Source organism: Falsiruegeria litorea R37, from assembly GCF_900172225.1.
GTDB classification, from domain to species: Bacteria; Pseudomonadota; Alphaproteobacteria; order Rhodobacterales; family Rhodobacteraceae; genus Falsiruegeria; species Falsiruegeria litorea.
In genome coordinates, this window is the sequence record NZ_FWFO01000002.1 from 377,000 (window position 1) to 394,667 (window position 17,668).

The following is a 17,668-nucleotide window of genomic DNA, read 5'->3' on the forward strand; positions in this document are numbered from 1 at the left end:
CGCCCAAACGCGCCTACTTCTTGAGAAGGCGATCCGCCTTTTTGCGCACCAGAACTGATCGCAGGTCATGCATCGCCAGCAACAGATCGTCGGTCACTTCTTCCAATTGCTTGTCGCTGGCCTTGGAATGCGACCAGTGCGTCACCTGGTTCAGGTAATCGACGGCCCGAAAGATGTCGTCGATATCGCGCTCTGCCAAAAGCGCGATACGATGTTCCATCCAATGCTCGATCTCGCGCATATCCGCCTTGGTCAGCTTGCGCCCGCCATGCGGTTTGATCTCGCCGTTGCGGATGTTGACAACGGCGACCTGCTCCATCTCGATCCGGCGTTGCCGGTTTTCAGTGTCCACGCGAAAGACAAAGGCGCCGTTGTCGCGGACGCGAAAATAGTATTCGGGCAACTCGGGGGCCATGCCTGTTCCTTTGTTTTCTATGTCAGCGACGCACAGAACCGTTGAATGCGCGTGCAGGCCTCTTTCAGGGCCTCGTCCGAGGTAGCGTAGCTTACCCGGAAGTTTGGCGAAAGCCCGAAGGCCGCGCCAAAAACAACCGCCACATCAGCCTTTTCCAGCAAAGCGATGGCAAAAGCCTCGTCACTGTCGATGACAGTGCCCTGGGGAGTGGTCTTGCCCATCAGGCCCGCGATCGAGGGGTATACGTAAAACGCGCCTTCGGGCGTCGGGCAGGAGATGCCATCGATTTCGTTCAGCATCTTGACCACCAGATCCCGGCGCCGCACGAATTTTTCGTTGTTGGGGGCCAGGAAGTCCTGCGTGCCATTCAGGGCCTCAACCGCCGCCCATTGGCTGACGGAACAGGGGTTCGAGGTGGATTGAGACTGCACCTTGCGCATCGCCGCGATCAACTCGACCGGACCCGCCGCATACCCAATGCGCCAGCCGGTCATGGCATAGGCTTTGGAGACGCCGTTGCAGGTCAACGTGCGGCCATAAAGCTGCGGCTCGATCTGGGCCGGGGTGCAGAACTCGAACCCGTCATAAGCCAGATGCTCATACATGTCGTCTGTCATGATCCAGACGTGGGGATGGCGCAGCAGCACATCGGTCAGCTCTTTCAACTCTTCCCGGCTGTACCCCGCGCCCGTCGGGTTTGAGGGCGAATTGAAGATGAACCATTTGGTCTTGGGTGTGATCGCGGCCTCAAGCTGATCGGCGGTCAGTTTGAAGTTCGTCTGGATCGAGGTTTCGGCGATCACCGGCGCGCCACCCGCCAGCAGCACCATATCGGGGTAGCTGACCCAATAGGGGGCGGGAATGACCACCTCGTCGCCTTCGTTCAGCGTTGCCATCAGCGCGTTGTACAGCGTCTGCTTGCCGCCGGTTCCGACCGAAATCTGCGCGGGCGTGTACTCCAACCCATGATCGCGCTTCATCTTGGCGCAGACGGCCTGCTTCAGCTCGGGGATGCCGTCGGGAGCGGTGTATTTCGTCTTGCCCGCGGCAATCGCGGCGACGGCGGCGTCCTTGATGTTCTGGGGGGTGTCGAAATCGGGCTCGCCCGCGCTCAGGCCAATAACGTCGCGTCCGGCGGCCTTCAACTCGGCCGCCTTGGCTGTCATTGCGATTGTGGGCGAAGGTTTGACGCGGGACAATGTCGCAGACAGGAAACTCATGGGCGGCCTCGGTTTGTATGTTGATCAAACCTGTCATAGGGTGCGCCCGATAGACGATCAAGTGATATACAGATAGAGCGGCAGGAGAGCCCAAATGAGCACTGACAACGATTGGTTCGGACCGGAATCGGCAACCTTTGGAGACCGCGTTGCAGGCGCCCGCGAAGCCGCAGGAATGACGCAAGCGCAGCTGGCCCGCCGCCTGGGCGTCAAAAAGGCCACCGTGTCCGGTTGGGAGCAGGATCTGTCTGAGCCGCGCGCCAACAAACTGTCGATGATGGCGGGGCTGCTCAACGTCTCGATCATGTGGCTCTTGACCGGTGAAGGCGAGGGGATGGAAGAACCCGCAGGCGAGGTCACGCCGATCGAAGGGCTGTCTGATGTGGTGATGGAACTGCGCGCGATCCGGGCCGATATGCGAGCCAATGCAGAACGTGCCGCCCGGCTGGAAAAGCGACTGCGCCAGATGCTGGGCCAACCCTGATGGCCGAGTTGTTGGAGCATCGGCTGAAACGGTTGAAAATGCGATCAATGCGTCGGGGCATCAAAGAGATGGATATCATTCTCACAGCCTATGCGGATCGCAATCTTCAGGACATGGACGGAGCTGGCCTGGATCTGTACGAGGCGATGCTGCATGAAAATGACCAGGACCTCTATCAATGGGTTACGGGCCAAGTCCAAGCGCCTGATCCTTATGGCGCCCTGATTGCGGATATCGCGCAAACGTTTCAAAAATAACACAGTTTTCTGCTTAACTGATTATTCGGCTTTTGAGCGCATTTTCTACTGAAGAAAAGCGAGTCGGAGAGACGGATGAGTATGGAAATGCAAGTTACCCCGACCGGCACCAAAGGGTTCATGACCAGCTATCTTGAGACGCTGGCGCTTGTGGAACGTCTGCACCGTCTGCTGCTGGACGTCATCAAGGATGAATTCGAGCGGGTCGGTGTTTTGGAAATCAATGCGGTTCAGGCCCTGTTGCTGTTCAATATCGGCGACAATGAGGTGACGGCAGGCGAGTTGAAAAGCCGTGGCTATTACCAGGGCAGCAACGTCAGCTATAACCTGAAAAAGCTGGTCGAGATGGGCTATATGCACCACCAGCGGTGCGAAATTGACCGCCGCTCGGTGCGGGTGCGTCTGACGGCCAAGGGGCGTGACGTGCGCGATGTTGTGACGGACCTGTTCTTGCGCCATGCCGAAGGGTTGGAAGAACGGTCGGTGATCGATGCGCAGGGCATCGAGGATATCACTCGGTCGCTGAAACGGGTTGAGCGGTATTGGACCGATCAGATCCGCTACATCTATTGAGCTGGTTTGCGATGGCTTGGCGGGCTTTGTGACAGCACAACAACCGCCAGCTCTCGCAGCAGTTTGCGCGTCATCGCGGCTTGAAAATCCTCGAACCCCAGTGCTGTTTCCACAAAGGCGTCAGGGCCGTGGATCACGCGGGCCTGGAAATAGGCGACCAACTCGCCGATCTGGGCCATGCGTGTATCGGTGCTGTTCTGAGAATCTGCGCCGATGACAAGCCCGTTGATGATGACCGCAGAGCCCTCAAGTTCGGCTTTGACCATGTGCGGGGATGGGCCCATGTTGTGCAAGCCGTCCCCTGACAGATCGAGGGTGTGCTTCCAACAGTCGGGCATTTGGGCCAGTTGAGAAACCCCGAATTGCACTGCGGTTCCTACAGCTGTTCCCGGTGGGGCAGGCGCGCGCTGTGTCACGGCTAGGGTCTGCGTGATCCGCGCCAGTGTTTGGGGGGAGTTTACAGGGGTCCAGTTCAACAAAACCCGCTGGAATTCAGGTGCGCTCCATTCAAAGACCATCAGATGAACCGGCAGTTCAGGTGTCGAGAGTAGGGCGCGTTTGACCTCTGGGTCTTGTAACGCACCCGCTAGCCCATCGAGCTGCAATCGGTATTCCTGACCGCTGACCGAACCTGACACATCCAGGCCCAAAGCCAAAGCTTGTCGGCAGGAGGACGCCTCGCCCATCCCTGCGATGCCGCTGCACAGCGACACCGCAAGCGTAAGGGCGAGACGTAGGTGCTTGATCACCAGTGACCAGTGCTTTCCATGCTGACCCAGGGTTCTGCCGGTGCCAGTGCTTCGCCGTTTTGCAGCAGTTCGATCGAGATGTTGTCGGGCGAGCGAACAAAGGCCATACGGCCGTCGCGCGGTGGGCGGTTGATGACCACACCGTTGTCCCGCAGCATCAGGCACATGCCGTAGATGTCATCGACGCCATAGGCCAGATGGCCAAAGTGGCGACTGTCGGCGGGCAACTCATCATCACCGTCCCAATTGTAGGTCAGCTCAAGCGGGGTTTCATCCTGACCAGGGGCCGCCAGATAGACCAGTGTGAACCGGCCCTGTTCGCTTTCATAGCGTCGGATTTCACGCAGACCCAGCAGTTCATAAAATGCCATGGATTTTTCCAGGTCTTTCACGCGCACCATCACGTGCAGATACTTCAAGCTCATGTCACTCTCCAGTTGTCTTTGGGTCGAGACTCTAGCGGGAAGTCACGCAAGCGCCAGTGGGGCCAAGCAGGATTTCAGAATTTTGATTCAATTCCCAGCGAGACCGAGAACTCGCGAATGTCAAACCGGCTGACATTCGAATCCTTTTTGCCGGTTCGCACGCGGAGCATCGGGGCGAAGCCGGCATAGTCGTATTCGTCGAAGAACAGGCTGAGATCACCATATATGGATTTGTCCTGCCGTCCACCGGGCACCGTGAAAATGCTGACTGCGTAATTCGGATAGTCCGAGTACCCCAAAACCAACCCCGCACTCAGTTTGGCGGGACCGATGGCCTGTCCCAGGTCATATGCGACCCTGACGGAGGCGGAACGGTAAGTTCCCATGAACCAGCGGGCCCGTGAATCCCTGTAGGCCATGCTGATCGAGATCCGGTTCCCGCTGCCCACAGGGCGCACATATTGCGCGCCAATGCCCAGGATATTGGCGTCATTTGATCCGTAGCGCTCGGCAAATCGTGTCTCAACCAACGCGTTCAGGCGCAATTGTGCGCCGCCTGCCATGCGCCAGGTACGTTCTCCGCCAAGGCGAGCAAAATTATAGCTGCGTTCGCCTCCGAACCACGAGGTGCCGGTGGCCACATCCACAGCAGCCGAGCCGAGGTTTTCCGCAGGACCCACAATCATCGCGTGACGAACCGAAACTTCGCCATAGGTTGAGGCAAACTGTGATCCGGTGACATTCGGCGCAAGGGCTTTGGCCTCGGACGACAATGACACGCGCTGTACATAAAGGCGCCCGCCGACCGACGTCATACTCTCTGCCGATTGCCGCAGGCGATAGGCCGTGGTGACATCCACAATGCCAAACGCCCCCGACAAAGCCTGCGCCGACCCGCTGAGTTGCCCAACCACTGGCACCCCGTCGATGATCTGCAGGGCGGTATCCGCACCGTTGTTGACGTTGTCTGTGGGTTTGATCTCGGCACGAATGCGAAAGGCCCAGGGGTTGATCCGGCGAAGTTGCTTGTAGTCGGCCGCGATCAGTTTTTCCGCCTCTTCGTTGGGCGCGTGAACTGCTGTTCGCCTAAGCCAAAACTGCGCCATCGTGGGACGTCCCGCCTGCAGGGACAGGCGCGCGGCCAGTTGGGCAGACTGGAACAGAGAATCCTGATCCTTGGAATTGCGATATGCCAAGGCAGCGGCCTGCCGCCCCTCTTCGGGTTCGTTCATGCGGGCGTAAGCTTGTGCCTGAAGATAATGCAGAACCGGATCCTTGGGATTGGCTTTCAATAGCCCATGCGTAAGCGCAACCGTGACGGTGGGTTGGCCAGTTCTTAGGGCTTCGATGGCGGTCCGAAATGCCTGATCCAGCGTTAACGTATGGGATGTCTCTTCCGCCTGGGCTTCGGAGAACGCACCAAGAGACAGTGCCGCCACGATTGCAAGGGCCCGGACCGAAACCAGTTTCAATTGGTTACGGCTGCGGCTGGTTGCACACGGCATCGGCATTTGCTGTTCCACATTGTGCCAGAACAAAGACGCCGTATTCGAGCGCTTCACCTGACCCTCCACTAATGTGGTTCGAAACGTTCAGAGCACCCGCCAATGCAGAAGCATCAGTTCCGCCGAAGATACCGGCGTAGGTGCCGACGGTTTGAGTCGAACCTAGGCGCACCTCTCCATCAAATGTTCCGTTGGCAGTGATCGTTCCAGGGAACAAAGACAAATCCTCTAGCGTGGTGCCGGAATCGGCGAGGACCCTGTCATAAACAATCCCGTTGATTGAGTTGTCTGCAAAGTCGGCATTGATGAAAATCACACCGGTTATTTCTGCGATCTGGGTTGGTCGAATGTCATCAGATGTGCCGGCCGTTACCGGTAAAAGGTCGTTTCCGTCGCCCTCGGTGTTTAGAATGCCCACGTAGTTACCTGCATAACTCACTAGCCCCAATCCATCTTGGCTCGCGTCTGGGGCAGTGTATGTCCCGTCTCGGCCAAAGCTGGCACCCATGATGACCGAGTTGAACTGTGGGCCGCCTCCGACGACGGTCGCATAAACCCCATCACGTTCCTGAGCGTAGGCGGTAAAGTGGCGGTCCAATGAACCGTCTTGCGTCGTGTAAGCCTCGTATCCGGGCACATCCAGGGCTGTGTTGCGCGTGTAGACAGCCTCAAATGGCGTGTTGTCCAGCTGGCTGCCCGTAACGGTCAGGGTTTGGTTTGCCTGGTCATAAGATACGCTGGTGACATCACCAGCGATTGCTTCGGGAACTGTTGGAGTGGGTGCAACTGGGTTCTCGGGGGTACCCGAGTTGTTGAACGTATCGCCACCACACGCCGACACCACGGCCGCCGCCGTGATACCAAGCCAAAACCGCTTCATCTGCCTCAACCTCTGTTTTTTATAGGTTTTGCTGCACCGTCAGTCTTTTACGCGAAGAAGTCAATGTTTCTGCGCCTGTTGCGTGTGGACCGTGACCAATGTGTGACCTTGATATTGCGGTTCACGCCGAATGCCTACCCATATATAGTTTCATCAAACAGATTCTCTGAGACCACCAAGGAGCCCCCCCTCATGCCTCTGTCGCCCGAGCAACTTGCCGAAATCGAAGAACAGCGCACCCAATCTCAGGCGACACTGCGCACTGTTGCTCCGGGGATTGAGCAGCACCTTTATTCGGCAAAGCCGGTTCTGGACCACGGGTTTGTTCGGGTCATCGATTATATGGGGGATGATGCTGCAATTTGTCAGGCGGCGCGTGTGTCTTATGGCAAGGGCACCAAGTCGGTGCAGAACGATGAAGGGCTGATCCGCTATTTGATGCGCCACTGGCATTCGACCCCGTTCGAGATGTGCGAGTTGAAGCTGCATGTCAAATTGCCGGTCTTTGTGGCGCGTCAATGGATCCGCCATCGCACCGCAAATGTGAACGAATACTCGGCTCGCTATTCGATTCTGGATCGTGAGTTCTATATTCCCGCACCTGATCAGATGGCTGCTCAATCGGTGATCAACAACCAGGGCCGTGGTGAGGCATTGCAAGGCGAAGAGGCCGCACGGGTTCTTGAGATGCTCAAAGGGGATTCAATGCGCGCCTATGATCACTATGAAGAGATGATCAGCCAGGACGGCCAGCAGGGTCTTGCGCGCGAGCTTGCCCGGATGAATCTGCCGGCGAACATCTATACACAGTGGTACTGGAAGGTGGACCTGCACAACCTGTTCCACTTCTTGCGGCTGCGTGCGGATTCCCATGCTCAATACGAAATCCGCGTCTACGCCGAAGCGATCTGCGACATTGTCGCGGATTGGGTCCCTGCTGCGTACAAAGCATTTGAGGACTACCGGCTGGGTTCGGTCAGCATGTCGGCTCAGATGGTGGATTGCTTGCGCCGGATGCTCAAAGGCGAGCAGGTTGATCAGGAAAATTCAGGCATGTCCGTACGTGAATGGCGCGAATTCGAAACTGTGATCAAGCCCGAGTAAGCCGTTCGATCAAACGCAAAAAAGGTTCCGATCCCACGGCTGTCTTGGGGTCGGGGCGGTGGTGTAGTTCAAGTGTCGGACGACTGGTCAATAAGCATCATGCTGAAAATGGAACGAAACTATTGGTTCAGTCTACCGGCGGCCGCACACCTCAGCCGCCGGTAAATGCGCCGCCCCGGGGCTTGCGGGAAGGCGCGTCTTTCGAAAAACTTACAATGGCTTCAAATCGGATGCCATCTGGCGTCCGTCGCGTCCATCCTGAAGCTCATAAGCAACCTTCTGGTTGTCCGCGAGGCCCGTCAGGCCCGAACGTTCCACAGCAGAAATATGGACAAAAACGTCCTTTCCGCCTTCGTCAGGTGCGATAAAGCCGTACCCTTTAGTCGTGTTAAACCATTTCACGGTGCCGGTAGGCATGTCCCGTGTCTCCTTCTACTTTCCACGTTTCCCCTAATTTCTCGGGGGTGCGAACAGCGTAACCGACCGCCAGGCGACCGGCTCATACACGTCAAGGCGGAAGTCTGATGGGCTGTTACACCGACGACAAGATCGCACGGTGCGTTCAAAAATCAAGCGCAAGGGGGTGAAATTCTGTGGTTTGATGGATATTTGGGCACTCAAAGATGGAGTGAAAATGCGACTTTTTGGGATCAAAACCTGTGACACCTGCCGTAAGGCTTTGAAAGAAATAAACAATGTTGAATTTGTTGATGTTCGGGTCGAGGGATTGCCCAATGACGTCCGCGATGCGGCGCTGACGCAGTTTGGCGACAAACTGCTCAACACCCGCTCAACAACTTGGCGCGGGCTTGATGAGTCGGAGCGTTCGCGCCCTGCGGTCGAGTTGCTGGCAGAGCACCCGACGCTGATGAAACGACCTCTGATCGAAGCAGATGGGCAACTGCATCTTGGCTGGACGGCCGAGACGCGCGTTGCCTTGGGTTTGTCCTGAAATTTCCCGGTTGAGGAGTAACAGATGCGCAATGCAGCCCTTGTTCTGGGGATCATCGCCGGCTTGATCGGCATGATCGTCGGCTTCTTCAGCTTCGGTTACATCGAGGCAATTCAGTACTATGGCGAAGTGGATGGTTATTTCGAGCAGGTGGAAAATTCCGATCTGATCCAGCTAACCTCTATCATCGCGCCCATGTTGGCGATTGCGGGGGGCGCCATGGCCCGGTCGCGGGCTTTGTGGGGTGGGGTGCTGTTGCTGATTTCGGCAGCAGGCATGTACTATGCCTTTGGGTTCAACGTTTTCACGATGTTCCCCGTGGCCTTTGCTGCGGTGGGTGGGTTGCTGGCCGTTGGCGCAGGCAAACCGGACGAGCCGAAAGCCCACTTCTGATCGAAAAAAAACACCGCCCCCAGGGGGGCGGTGCATACCACTCATTACTCAAAAGCGATGTGCAGATCAGGCGATCGCAGGTTCCCCGCGCTTGCGGAACAGGGCGTCGACGGACAGAGCTCCGGCACCCTTGAAGACCAGCACCAGCATCAGGAATGTCCACATCACGCGTTGATCTACCAACGTCAGCGTGTTGTCGAACAGACTGCCCAGCTTAACGCCGTGGCCGGTGATATCGACGACGGTCTGTACCCAGATGAAACCGATCATTCCCAATGCGGCCAGGCGGGTGAGCAACCCAACAAGGATCAGTGCGGGCAGGACAAATTCGGCCACGGTACCAAAGAAAATCACCAGACGCTGAAAGATGTTCATCTGGCTCACGTCCCACAAAACCTCTTCGGCGGCTTTGGGAAAGATCTGGCCAAACGCGCCAGCCGAGGCCGAAAAGATCGAGCCGTCAATTTTCAGCATGGCCGAGTTCCAATAGTAGAATAGCAAAACGGCGACAAACGTCAGCCGGGCCAGGGTCGGCACCATGAAATCTGACATGCGGTCCAATGAGTTGAGCGCCGTTGTGTAGCGCGAGACAAGTGCGTGCATGGCCTTATCCTTTGGTCGTGAGTGAGATGATTGCACCGCCTTGCAACAGCAAGGCCAGCGTTGCGCCAAGGTCGAAACCGGGAGAGAGACCTTCGGCAATTTCGTGAGCCTCACCGATGGATTTGCCAGCTTTCAACGCCAGGATCCAATCAGCGCCACCGGGTGGCAAGATGTGGGGCTCGGGGTCAAACTCGACCCGGGTAATCACTACATCCTCTGCCACCGCCTGCGGCTTTGGGCTGCCGTCTTGGGTGTTGAAGGTCCAGATGCTGGCAATGGGCCAATCCGAGCGGACCACTTCCATTGCAGGTGCAAATTCTAGCGTCGAGGCCATCAGGGCCTCGGGGTCGATGGCCATCTGTTCGGGGGCAATGGGGGCGCTATCAGCCGCGTGATAGGACCGGCGCAGCGCGAGTTCCAATCGAGCGACGTCGGCAAGGTACCCCAGATGAGACAGCTGTTGCATCCCGTTCAGAAAGTCCGGGAATGATTCGCCATAGTGCATCATCAGCGGGGACGTAGGCGGATGTTGCCTGAGGAATATTCCCGCAAGCCCGTCCATGTTCTGCGTCCCCAGCAACTTGGTGATCACGGGGAACGCCTGATGCATCGCTTCGGTCAGCGAGACAGCGACATTGTTGCGATAGACGTTGAAGCGAGCCCCGGCAGGGCCGTCGTTGGCGTCCAGCAATCCGGTCGGAACCGGCTGAGCCGAATCCAGCAATGCAGCGCGAAATTGATCCTGGGTCACCTTCATGCAAGCACCTGATCCAAGGCTTTTTGGCCGCGTTCAGCTTCGGCCCGCAGAATGGGCCATTCGGGGACATCGGTATCCCATTCGATCAGCAGAGGTTTCGGGCCCGAGCGTTCAAGCACATAGTCCAGCAACGTCCAGACTGGATCGACCACTTCGCGCCCGTGGCTGTCGATCAGCAGGGGCTTGCCGTGATCGTCCTCATCCTCGTCATGCCCGCCCAGATGTATTTCCCCAACCAGATCCAGCGGGTAGGCGTCGATGTAACCCTGCGGGGAGAACTCCAGATTGGTGGCCGAGACAAAGACGTTGTTCACGTCCAGCAGCAGGCCACAGCCAGTGCGCCGCGCGACCTCGTGCAGGAAATCGGGTTCGGACCAGGTGCTTTCTGCGAAGGCCAGATAGCTGGATGGGTTTTCCAGCAGCATCTGACGGCCCACGTGGGTTTGGACCTGATCAATGTGGTCGCAGATGCGCGCAAGTGAGGCGTCGGTATAGGGAAGGGGCAACAGATCGTTCAGAAACTCTGCTCCGTGAGTGGACCAAGCCAGGTGTTCCGAGAAACTTGCTGGGTTCAACCAGCCGATCAGTTGCTTGAGCCGATCCAGATGGTCGGCATCCAGCGGCCCTTCTCCGCCGATGGACAGGCCCACACCGTGGACCGAGATCGGAAACCGATCCGCCATGTGACGCAGCTGCGCCAGCGGGCGGCCACCATCCCCCATGTAGTTTTCCGCGTGAATTTCCAGCCATCCAACAGGGTCAGGCTGTTCAAGAATGTCCGAGAAATGTTGTGGCTTGTACCCAACCCCGGGCGCCGGGGGCAAATGATGCGATTTGCGGGTATCGTCCAACATGCATAAACCTCGGGTAGGAGCTTGAAAAGATTAATAAAGGGGCGGGCGGCTTACACCATCCGCCCCCGAATTTGCCTTAGGCTGAGCCGTGCGGCTTATGCCGGCAGATCACGCTCTTGCGCTTCCAGCGAGCCTTTGCGGGCCGAGCCGTCCGCCTGAGCAGGCAGGTCCATGGTTTCGCAGGTGCCGGCGTCAACCAACGTCCATGCGTTGCCCTGATAATCGACAGTCGAGGTGCCTGCGCATGTGGTGCCGGGGCCTGCGGCGCAATCGTTTTCACCTGCCAGCGACACGCCATAGCATTTCTCTTTGGCTTGAGCGCTTACAGTGGTGGTGGTGGCTGCCAGGACTGCTGCGACGGCGCCTGCAACGGCAAGGGTTTTGACGGTGTTCGACATCTCGGTAAATCCTCTTGGTGATTTCGGTGTGTCTGTTGTTGACACTGACAAGGTAGCCCCTCGTCAGCCGGGTTTGAATTCACGAGCCCGTGTCTCACGAGCGCGTCAGCCCATGTCATGGCAGCGCACCTGTTAATATTATGTTTTTATAGAGGATTTTTTGAAATGTTACAAACCGGCCCTCAGGTGGGGGCCGGTTTGCAGGTGTTTTTTTGCCGATTGTTACAGAAGATCGGGCGGTGTTGCCTCGGTCGAAAGGGCTTTTGTTACATCTACCAGGCTTTCGACGCTGGTACGCTTGTCGCCCAGACGCCGAACCGACACGGTGCGCTCTTCAACTTCGCGGTGACCAACGGCCAGAATGACCGGCACTTTGCCGACCGAATGCTCGCGGACCTTGTAGTTGATCTTTTCGTTGCGGATGTCGGCCTCGGCCCGGACACCCGCCGCGCGCAGGGTTTCGACCACCTCGTTCACATAATCATCCGCCTCGGATGTGATCGAGGCGACAACCACCTGACGCGGGGCCAGCCAGAACGGCAGCTTGCCGGCGTGCTCTTCGATCAGGATCCCTATGAAACGCTCGAACGACCCCAGGCAGGCGCGGTGCAGCATATAGGGGCGGTGTTTTGACCCGTCCGCACCGATGAAATTCGCATCCAAGCGTTCGGGCAGGTTGGAATCAACCTGCAGGGTGCCACACTGCCAGTTCCGGCCGATTGCGTCGGTCAGAGTGAACTCAAGCTTTGGTCCATAAAATGCGCCTTCGCCTTCGAGGATCTCATAGTCATAGCCCGCAGCCTTGCAGGCCTCACCCAGAGCTTTTTCCAGGAAGTCCCAGCTTTCGTCCGACCCGATCCGCTGTTCGGGGCGGGTGGACAGTTTGATGGTCCAGTCGTGAAAGCCCAGGTCGGCATAGACCTTGGACAGGAAGGCGATGAACTTGGCGGTTTCTGGCTCGATCTGATCCTCGGCACAGAAGATGTGGCCATCGTCCTGCGTGAACCCACGCACCCGCATGATGCCGTGCAGGGCGCCCGAGGGTTCATAGCGCGCGCAGGATCCGAACTCGGCCATGCGCAGCGGCAGGTCGCGATAGGACTTCAGGCCCTGATTAAACACTTGAACGTGGCAGGGGCAGTTCATCGGTTTCAGCGCATTGATCGCCTTTTCACGGGCATGTTCCTCGTCCACTTCGACGATGAACATGTTTTCCTGGTACTTGTCCCAGTGGCCCGAGGCCTCCCACAGTTTGCGGTCGACGACTTGCGGGGTGTTCACCTCGACATAGCCGTCACGCTCCTGCATCCGGCGCATGTAGTCCTGCAGTGTGGTGTAGATCTTCCAGCCATTGGGATGCCAGAACACCTGACCGGGGGCCTCTTCCTGCATGTGATACAGGTTCATTTCGCGGCCCAGCTTGCGGTGATCGCGTTTGGCGGCCTCTTCCAGCATGTGCAGGTGGGCTTTGAGCTTTTCCTTGCCGGTGAAGGCCACGCCATAGATGCGCTGCAACATCGCGCGATCACTGTCGCCACGCCAATAGGCGCCCGCAATGCTCATCAGCTTGAAGGCGTCGCCCGGCACTTGGCCGGTGTGTTGCAGGTGCGGCCCGCGGCACAGGTCCTGCCAGTCGCCGTGCCAGTACATGCGCAGCGGCTCGTCCCCCGGAATGGCGTCGATCAGCTCGACCTTATAGGGCTCGTTGTTCTCGGTGTAGAAATCGATCGCGCGCTGGCGGTCCCACACTTCGGTGGTCACGGCGTCACGCTTGTTGATGATTTCCTTCATCTTTTTTTCGATCTGCCCGAGGTCTTCGGGGGTGAACGGCTCGGCGCGGTCAAAGTCGTAATACCAGCCGTTATCGATCACCGGGCCGATGGTGACCTTGGTGTCGGGCCAGATTTCCTGCACCGCGCGCGCCATGATATGCGCCAGATCATGGCGGATCAGCTCGTTGGCCTGATTCTCATCCTTCATGGTGTGAATGGCGATCTGCGCGTCGGCGTCGATGGGCCATTGCAGGTCCCAATGCTGACCGTTCACAGTGGCCGAGATGGCCTTTTTCGCCAAAGAGGTGGAGATGTCGGCAGCCACTTGTGCGGGTGTTACACCAGCATCAAAGGAACGTGCATTGCCATCCGGAAAGGTGAGAGAGACGGATTTTGAATCCAGGGCCATATTGGCTCTCCTCGTCGATTTGGCGCCCACTGAACGCCCGGTTGCGGGTTATGATGTAGCGCTCAAATGGCAAGGTCTGGTGCTTGTGTCAAGAGTGGGAGCGAGGGGCTCCACCCCTCGCGCTCCCCGGAGTATTTGGAAAAAGGTGAAGAAGGAATTGCGGACATTTTGGGGGCGTGCATGATGTCGGAAGACCAAATGAGGGCACTATGGCTGCAACAAATTTTCTGGACACGGCGACAGGACGAAAGCTCGCGTATCACAAAACCGACGGGCAGGGGCCGACCGTGGTGTTTCTGGGCGGACTGAAATCGGACATGGAGGGCACCAAGGCGGTGCATCTCGAGGCTTGGTGCCGCGCGCGTGGACAGGCGTTCTTGCGGTTCGATTATTCCGGGCACGGTGAAAGTTCAGGCATCTTTGACGAAGGCTGCATCGGTGATTGGCACGAGGATACATTGGCTGCGGTCGATGCGCTGACCGAGGGGCCATTGATCGTTGTGGGGTCGTCCATGGGGGGCTGGCAGGCGTTGCTATTTGCGCGCGCGCGGCCCGAGCGGATTGCGGGTATGGTGACCGTCGCCGCCGCACCTGATTTCACCGAAGACGGTTGGTGGGCAGGCTTTGACGACGCGCAGCGACGGATGCTCGAGGCCGAAGGGCAGGTGGCTTTGCCGTCGGATTACATGGAGCCCTACATTGTCACCAAACGCATGATCGAGGATGGGCGTCAGCGGTTGGTCTTGCGTTCGCCATTGGTGATGCCGTTCCCGGTGCGCTGTCTGCAAGGCACGGCGGATACGGCCGTGTCGACCGAAACCGCGCTCAAACTGCTGGAGCATGCGACCTGCGATGACATGCGGCTGTTGCTGGTCAAGGATGCTGACCATCGGTTCTCGGACGGGCCGTGTCTGGGGTTGATCGAACAGGCGGTTCAGGACGTGATGGCGGCCACGGCATGAGAGCGTTGGGAAAGCTCTTGGGGCGTCTGCTTCTGATTTTGGTGGTTGTGGGTGCGGGACTGTGGATTTTTGGTCCGCGTGAAGAGGTGAACCTGAACCCGACGTTTGAGCCGCGCAAGTTTGGCGAAGGGGTGCAGGTCTATTTCGAAAGCATCGAATCCAGCTTTGATGACATCGTGCCAGGCACCGAAAAGCGGGTGATCTGGCAAGAGGGCGCGAAAGAGCAGCGCACGCAGTATTCTGTTCTCTATATCCATGGGTTCTCTGCCTCGTCCGAGGAAATTCGTCCGGTGCCCGATAGGATTGCTGACGCCTTGGGCGCCAATCTGGTTTACACCCGCCTGCAGGGACATGGTCGCGGCAGCGACGCCATGGTGGAAGGCACAGCAGTGGGCTGGATGCAGGATACCGCCGAAGCGCTGTCTGCAGCGCGTGCCGTGGGCGACAAGGTCGTGGTGATCAGCACCTCAACCGGGGGCACTTTGGCGGCTGCGGCAGCACTTGATCCCAATCTTTCGGCGGATGTTGCCGCGATGATCTTTGTCTCACCCAACTTTGGTGTCAATGCGCCCATGGCGTGGATTCCGGGTTTGCCCGGGGCCCGCATCTGGTTGCCGCCACTGATGGGGGGAACACGCAACCCGCCCACCGGACATGAGGCTAAAGACATGTATTGGAGTACGAACTACTCGTGGGAAGCCGTGGTGCCGCTGACCGCACTGCTACAAGAGGTTGTGGTGCAGGATTTCAGCGCAGCAAAGGTTCCGGCGCTGTTTCGATTTTCGGATGACGACAAGGTCGTGCGATCCGACCTTTCCCGTCAGATCGCTGCTCAGTGGGGTGGTGCGGTTGAATTACAACCTGTCACAGTTGGCCCCGGCGACGATCCTTCTGCGCATGTCATCGCGGGGGACATCGAATCTCCCGGTTTGACTGACCAAACCGTGCAGGACACGCTGGCTTGGCTGAAATCGCTGGGGATCGAGTGATGGAACAGCGCGTCAGCTTGATCACTCTTGGTGTGCGCAACCCTGCCCGCGCTGCCACCTTCTATGAGACGTTGGGGTGGCAAAGGGTCGACAGCCCTGACGGTGTCATCGCCTTTGACCTGATCGGACAGGTGCTGGGGCTCTATCCGCTAGAAGCTCTGGCAGACGAGATCGGTTTGGCCGTGGATACTCTGGGGCAGGGCGCCATCACGCTCAGCTACAATTGCCGAACCAAGAGTGACGTGGCCGAGGTTCTGATCGCAGCAGAGGGGGCGGGCGCCGAGGTCCTGAAACCGGCACAAGATGTGTTCTGGGGCGGACATCACGGCTATTTTCGCGCGCCAGACGGGACGATTTGGGAGGTTGCACACAACCCGTTCTCAGGCCTGCGCGACGATGGGGCCTTTTGCTGGAACGGGTACTAGGTATGGAATGGGTCGCACCGGTCTGTGAATATGTGATCGCGCGATTACCCAAAGATGAGCGCGGTGGGGCCAACGACTATGCCATGACGGCCTGGCAATTCGGCTGCAGGTTGCTTGAGGCCTGCGGCTATGCCCAGGAACGGCCATGGGGTGCGGCTTTGATCGCGCCGCCACAGGTGCCCGAGCGCTTGCCGATACTGGAGGACATTGCCACGGTCGTTCTGACGATCGCAAGTCAGACCAATGAACGAGGCTGGAGACAGGCAGACGGGATGCCGGTGCCTGGGCGTCCCATCCGCGCCGCGGGGGCCGAGTGGACGGTGGTTAAGCCGACCCCCACCAAGGTTCCGCCTCCCACGGTTGGTGCCGGGCGCGGCTTCGGGCCCGCCTGGTTCAGCGACGAGGTGCAAGAGATTCTCGAGCTTTTGGGAATGGTTCAAGCCGGAGCGTGGACTGAACAAGCGCACCCTGTTCTTCTACGAATACAGCCAGATGCATGGGCGATGAACATCCCCGAAACTGACGTGTTCGGGGCCGCATTTGACGCGTGTTTGGCGACAATGCCGGAGGATGTGAAACAAGCTATCGTGGCTATTTCTCACCCTGCGCCAGAGGATTGGGTTGAGGACAAGATCAAAACCCATTTTGCGGGGCACGAAGCTCGGGCGGCTGAAGCCCGCCTTCACGGTGTTGAACTTCAAGCACCTGATGCGGCAGTGATGCGCCGCAATCTGCGAGCTGGTTGGCCCAGATTGCAGACCCATGACGTCGAAAGTCTGTTCTACGCGCGCTGGCGGTTATCGCTTGGCTGGGATCCCAAGGTGGCAAAACTGTTACCGCTGTTCCACGACCGGCTCGCCAATCAGATGGTCAAGGCGGTGATCGAGGAGATGACCTGATGCGCAAGCCCGGCAGCATGTGGAGCCTTGAGACGCTGGGGCGCGTGCGCCTGTCGCGGCATTTCTTCATGCGGGATTTTCTGTACTCGGAGATTGGGAGTTTCCACCAGAAACAGAATATCCCAGAAAACCCTGATCTGGCGATCGAAACGGGGCGGTTGTTTTGTGAGACGCTCATGGACCCGTTGGAGGAGACCTTTGGCCGGATCGCTGTGCGTTCGGGGTATCGCTCTCCCTCGCTCAATCAGTTCGGCAATGACATGAAGCTCAACTGCGCGCGAAATACGCATCCGTTGGAGTGCCATATCTGGGACCGGGGCATGGGCGATGACCGCATCGCGGGGGCCTCGGTTGTGATTCCCTGGTTTGCCGATCAATACGATCAAGGTCGGGATTGGCGTGATTTGGCGTGGTGGATGCACGATCATCTGGACTATTCCGAGATTTGGTTCTTTCCCAAACTCTGCGCTTTCAACCTGGTGTGGCGCCCCAATCCTTTGCGTCGGATCGACAGCTACATCGCACCGCGTGGTCGCTTGTTGATTGCTGGCGAAGAGCCGGAAGAAGGGCCGTCGCAGAGAAGGGCGCGCTATGCGGATTTCCCGTCGTTCCGTGGCATCCGATATCCGTGACGTCGCCCTTG

Annotated in this window: 23 protein-coding genes; 11 read left to right on the forward strand and 12 right to left on the reverse strand. The window is 58.2% G+C overall.

The window, feature by feature from the left end:
* Nucleotides 1–13: 13 nt before the first annotated feature.
* Both TRL7639_RS15420 and TRL7639_RS15425 read right to left on the reverse strand, forming a co-directional pair.
* Nucleotides 14–415 carry a hypothetical protein gene (locus tag TRL7639_RS15420; protein ID WP_085796740.1) on the reverse strand — a complete coding sequence of 134 codons (402 nt, stop codon included), beginning with the start codon at nt 413–415 and terminating at the stop codon, nt 14–16.
* A gap of 17 nt (nt 416–432) precedes the next feature.
* Entirely contained in the window at nt 433–1,635 is a 1,203-nt protein-coding gene (locus tag TRL7639_RS15425) for a pyridoxal phosphate-dependent aminotransferase (RefSeq protein ID WP_085796741.1), read from the reverse strand.
* Nucleotides 1,636–1,729: 94 nt separating this feature from the next.
* Between TRL7639_RS15425 and TRL7639_RS15430 the strand changes: the two genes are divergently transcribed.
* The 3 genes from TRL7639_RS15430 (at nt 1,730) to TRL7639_RS15440 (ending at nt 2,949) form a co-directional block, all read left to right on the forward strand.
* Nucleotides 1,730–2,119 carry a helix-turn-helix domain-containing protein gene (locus tag TRL7639_RS15430; protein WP_085796742.1) on the forward strand — a complete coding sequence of 130 codons (390 nt, stop codon included), beginning with the start codon at nt 1,730–1,732 and terminating at the stop codon, nt 2,117–2,119.
* Nucleotides 2,119–2,376 carry an FAD assembly factor SdhE gene (locus TRL7639_RS15435; protein WP_085796743.1) on the forward strand — a complete coding sequence of 86 codons (258 nt, stop codon included), beginning with the start codon at nt 2,119–2,121 and terminating at the stop codon, nt 2,374–2,376. The genes TRL7639_RS15430 and TRL7639_RS15435 overlap by 1 nt, the downstream gene beginning before the upstream one ends.
* 75 nt (nt 2,377–2,451) lie before the next feature.
* A complete protein-coding gene (locus TRL7639_RS15440; RefSeq protein WP_207559681.1) occupies nt 2,452–2,949 on the forward strand; it encodes a MarR family winged helix-turn-helix transcriptional regulator in 498 nt (165 codons plus the stop codon).
* Here TRL7639_RS15440 and TRL7639_RS15445 read toward each other — a convergent pair.
* The 4 genes from TRL7639_RS15445 to TRL7639_RS15460 all read right to left on the reverse strand — a co-directional run bounded on the left by TRL7639_RS15445 (nt 2,943) and on the right by TRL7639_RS15460 (nt 6,508).
* Complete coding sequence (locus TRL7639_RS15445; RefSeq protein WP_235820399.1) at nt 2,943–3,698, reverse strand: DUF1194 domain-containing protein; 756 nt, start codon at nt 3,696–3,698, stop codon at nt 2,943–2,945. The genes TRL7639_RS15440 and TRL7639_RS15445 overlap by 7 nt on opposite strands.
* Complete coding sequence (locus TRL7639_RS15450; RefSeq protein ID WP_085796745.1) at nt 3,695–4,123, reverse strand: VOC family protein; 429 nt, start codon at nt 4,121–4,123, stop codon at nt 3,695–3,697. The genes TRL7639_RS15445 and TRL7639_RS15450 overlap by 4 nt, the downstream gene beginning before the upstream one ends.
* A gap of 74 nt (nt 4,124–4,197) precedes the next feature.
* Nucleotides 4,198–5,562 (reverse strand): tetratricopeptide repeat protein, encoded by a 1,365-nt coding sequence (locus TRL7639_RS15455; RefSeq protein ID WP_165759826.1) that lies wholly within the window; start codon nt 5,560–5,562, stop codon nt 4,198–4,200.
* 37 nt (nt 5,563–5,599) lie between these two features.
* Entirely contained in the window at nt 5,600–6,508 is a 909-nt protein-coding gene (locus tag TRL7639_RS15460; RefSeq protein ID WP_085796747.1) for a thymidylate synthase, read from the reverse strand.
* 192 nt (nt 6,509–6,700) lie between these two features.
* Here TRL7639_RS15460 and thyX point away from each other — a divergent pair, with 192 nt between their 5' ends.
* Entirely contained in the window at nt 6,701–7,612 is a 912-nt protein-coding gene (thyX, locus tag TRL7639_RS15465; RefSeq protein WP_085796748.1) for an FAD-dependent thymidylate synthase, read from the forward strand.
* A 210-nt stretch (nt 7,613–7,822) separates the two neighbouring features.
* Here thyX and TRL7639_RS15470 read toward each other — a convergent pair whose 3' ends face one another.
* The gene (locus tag TRL7639_RS15470) at nt 7,823–8,029 is read right to left on the reverse strand and encodes a cold-shock protein (RefSeq protein ID WP_085796749.1); all 207 of its coding nucleotides are present in this window, start codon (nt 8,027–8,029) and stop codon (nt 7,823–7,825) included.
* A gap of 217 nt (nt 8,030–8,246) precedes the next feature.
* On the opposite strand from TRL7639_RS15470, the gene TRL7639_RS15475 reads away from it, so the two are divergent.
* A complete protein-coding gene (locus TRL7639_RS15475; protein ID WP_085796930.1) occupies nt 8,247–8,564 on the forward strand; it encodes an ArsC/Spx/MgsR family protein in 318 nt (105 codons plus the stop codon).
* Nucleotides 8,565–8,588: 24 nt separating this feature from the next.
* Nucleotides 8,589–8,957 carry a hypothetical protein gene (locus tag TRL7639_RS15480; RefSeq protein ID WP_085796750.1) on the forward strand — a complete coding sequence of 123 codons (369 nt, stop codon included), beginning with the start codon at nt 8,589–8,591 and terminating at the stop codon, nt 8,955–8,957.
* Nucleotides 8,958–9,023: 66 nt separating this feature from the next.
* Here the strand turns inward: TRL7639_RS15480 and TRL7639_RS15485 are convergent, their stop codons facing one another.
* The 5 genes from TRL7639_RS15485 to thrS all read right to left on the reverse strand — a co-directional run bounded on the left by TRL7639_RS15485 (nt 9,024) and on the right by thrS (nt 13,750).
* Entirely contained in the window at nt 9,024–9,560 is a 537-nt protein-coding gene (locus tag TRL7639_RS15485; protein ID WP_085796751.1) for a DoxX family protein, read from the reverse strand.
* A gap of 4 nt (nt 9,561–9,564) precedes the next feature.
* Nucleotides 9,565–10,317 (reverse strand): HvfC/BufC N-terminal domain-containing protein, encoded by a 753-nt coding sequence (locus TRL7639_RS15490; RefSeq protein ID WP_085796752.1) that lies wholly within the window; start codon nt 10,315–10,317, stop codon nt 9,565–9,567.
* Entirely contained in the window at nt 10,314–11,171 is an 858-nt protein-coding gene (gene bufB / locus TRL7639_RS15495) for an MNIO family bufferin maturase (protein WP_085796753.1), read from the reverse strand. The genes TRL7639_RS15490 and bufB overlap by 4 nt, the downstream gene beginning before the upstream one ends.
* Before the next feature lie 95 nt (nt 11,172–11,266).
* Nucleotides 11,267–11,569, reverse strand: coding sequence for a BufA1 family periplasmic bufferin-type metallophore (locus tag TRL7639_RS15500; protein WP_085796754.1), 303 nt, complete (start codon nt 11,567–11,569; stop codon nt 11,267–11,269).
* A gap of 222 nt (nt 11,570–11,791) precedes the next feature.
* Entirely contained in the window at nt 11,792–13,750 is a 1,959-nt protein-coding gene (gene thrS, locus TRL7639_RS15505) for a threonine--tRNA ligase (protein ID WP_085796755.1), read from the reverse strand.
* A 209-nt stretch (nt 13,751–13,959) separates the two neighbouring features.
* Here thrS and TRL7639_RS15510 point away from each other — a divergent pair, with 209 nt between their 5' ends.
* Genes TRL7639_RS15510 through TRL7639_RS15530 form a run of 5 tightly spaced genes read left to right on the forward strand, consistent with a single transcriptional unit; the run spans nt 13,960 to nt 17,657 of the window.
* Nucleotides 13,960–14,712: an alpha/beta fold hydrolase gene (locus TRL7639_RS15510; RefSeq protein WP_085796756.1), complete on the forward strand. Its 753-nt coding sequence runs from the start codon at nt 13,960–13,962 to the stop codon at nt 14,710–14,712.
* Nucleotides 14,709–15,701, forward strand: a complete 993-nt coding sequence (locus TRL7639_RS15515; protein WP_085796757.1) for an alpha/beta hydrolase — start codon at nt 14,709–14,711, stop codon at nt 15,699–15,701. Before TRL7639_RS15510 ends, TRL7639_RS15515 begins: the two co-directional genes overlap by 4 nt.
* Nucleotides 15,701–16,126, forward strand: a complete 426-nt coding sequence (locus TRL7639_RS15520; protein ID WP_085796758.1) for a VOC family protein — start codon at nt 15,701–15,703, stop codon at nt 16,124–16,126. Before TRL7639_RS15515 ends, TRL7639_RS15520 begins: the two co-directional genes overlap by 1 nt.
* A 2-nt stretch (nt 16,127–16,128) precedes the next feature.
* The gene (locus tag TRL7639_RS15525) at nt 16,129–17,025 is read left to right on the forward strand and encodes a hypothetical protein (protein ID WP_085796759.1); all 897 of its coding nucleotides are present in this window, start codon (nt 16,129–16,131) and stop codon (nt 17,023–17,025) included.
* A 17-nt stretch (nt 17,026–17,042) separates the two neighbouring features.
* Nucleotides 17,043–17,657, forward strand: coding sequence for a hypothetical protein (locus TRL7639_RS15530; protein ID WP_085796931.1), 615 nt, complete (start codon nt 17,043–17,045; stop codon nt 17,655–17,657).
* The last annotated feature ends 11 nt before the right edge of the window (nt 17,658–17,668 follow it).

What these genes read in the sequence shown, in the direction of transcription:
- TRL7639_RS15420 (WP_085796740.1), bottom strand. Translation starts at nt 415, where the DNA reads ATGGCCCCCGAGTTGCCCGAATACTATTTTCGCGTCCGCGACAACGGC.
- TRL7639_RS15425 (WP_085796741.1), bottom strand. Translation starts at nt 1,635, where the DNA reads ATGAGTTTCCTGTCTGCGACATTGTCCCGCGTCAAACCTTCGCCCACA.
- TRL7639_RS15430 (WP_085796742.1), top strand. Translation starts at nt 1,730, where the DNA reads ATGAGCACTGACAACGATTGGTTCGGACCGGAATCGGCAACCTTTGGA.
- TRL7639_RS15435 (WP_085796743.1), top strand. Translation starts at nt 2,119, where the DNA reads ATGGCCGAGTTGTTGGAGCATCGGCTGAAACGGTTGAAAATGCGATCA.
- TRL7639_RS15440 (WP_207559681.1), top strand. Translation starts at nt 2,452, where the DNA reads ATGAGTATGGAAATGCAAGTTACCCCGACCGGCACCAAAGGGTTCATG.
- TRL7639_RS15450 (WP_085796745.1), bottom strand. Translation starts at nt 4,123, where the DNA reads ATGAGCTTGAAGTATCTGCACGTGATGGTGCGCGTGAAAGACCTGGAA.
- TRL7639_RS15460 (WP_085796747.1), bottom strand. Translation starts at nt 6,508, where the DNA reads ATGAAGCGGTTTTGGCTTGGTATCACGGCGGCGGCCGTGGTGTCGGCG.
- thyX (WP_085796748.1), top strand. Translation starts at nt 6,701, where the DNA reads ATGCCTCTGTCGCCCGAGCAACTTGCCGAAATCGAAGAACAGCGCACC.
- TRL7639_RS15470 (WP_085796749.1), bottom strand. Translation starts at nt 8,029, where the DNA reads ATGCCTACCGGCACCGTGAAATGGTTTAACACGACTAAAGGGTACGGC.
- TRL7639_RS15475 (WP_085796930.1), top strand. Translation starts at nt 8,247, where the DNA reads ATGCGACTTTTTGGGATCAAAACCTGTGACACCTGCCGTAAGGCTTTG.
- TRL7639_RS15480 (WP_085796750.1), top strand. Translation starts at nt 8,589, where the DNA reads ATGCGCAATGCAGCCCTTGTTCTGGGGATCATCGCCGGCTTGATCGGC.
- TRL7639_RS15485 (WP_085796751.1), bottom strand. Translation starts at nt 9,560, where the DNA reads ATGCACGCACTTGTCTCGCGCTACACAACGGCGCTCAACTCATTGGAC.
- TRL7639_RS15490 (WP_085796752.1), bottom strand. Translation starts at nt 10,317, where the DNA reads ATGAAGGTGACCCAGGATCAATTTCGCGCTGCATTGCTGGATTCGGCT.
- bufB (WP_085796753.1), bottom strand. Translation starts at nt 11,171, where the DNA reads ATGTTGGACGATACCCGCAAATCGCATCATTTGCCCCCGGCGCCCGGG.
- TRL7639_RS15500 (WP_085796754.1), bottom strand. Translation starts at nt 11,569, where the DNA reads ATGTCGAACACCGTCAAAACCCTTGCCGTTGCAGGCGCCGTCGCAGCA.
- thrS (WP_085796755.1), bottom strand. Translation starts at nt 13,750, where the DNA reads ATGGCCCTGGATTCAAAATCCGTCTCTCTCACCTTTCCGGATGGCAAT.
- TRL7639_RS15510 (WP_085796756.1), top strand. Translation starts at nt 13,960, where the DNA reads ATGGCTGCAACAAATTTTCTGGACACGGCGACAGGACGAAAGCTCGCG.
- TRL7639_RS15515 (WP_085796757.1), top strand. Translation starts at nt 14,709, where the DNA reads ATGAGAGCGTTGGGAAAGCTCTTGGGGCGTCTGCTTCTGATTTTGGTG.
- TRL7639_RS15520 (WP_085796758.1), top strand. Translation starts at nt 15,701, where the DNA reads ATGGAACAGCGCGTCAGCTTGATCACTCTTGGTGTGCGCAACCCTGCC.
- TRL7639_RS15525 (WP_085796759.1), top strand. Translation starts at nt 16,129, where the DNA reads ATGGAATGGGTCGCACCGGTCTGTGAATATGTGATCGCGCGATTACCC.
- TRL7639_RS15530 (WP_085796931.1), top strand. Translation starts at nt 17,043, where the DNA reads ATGTGGAGCCTTGAGACGCTGGGGCGCGTGCGCCTGTCGCGGCATTTC.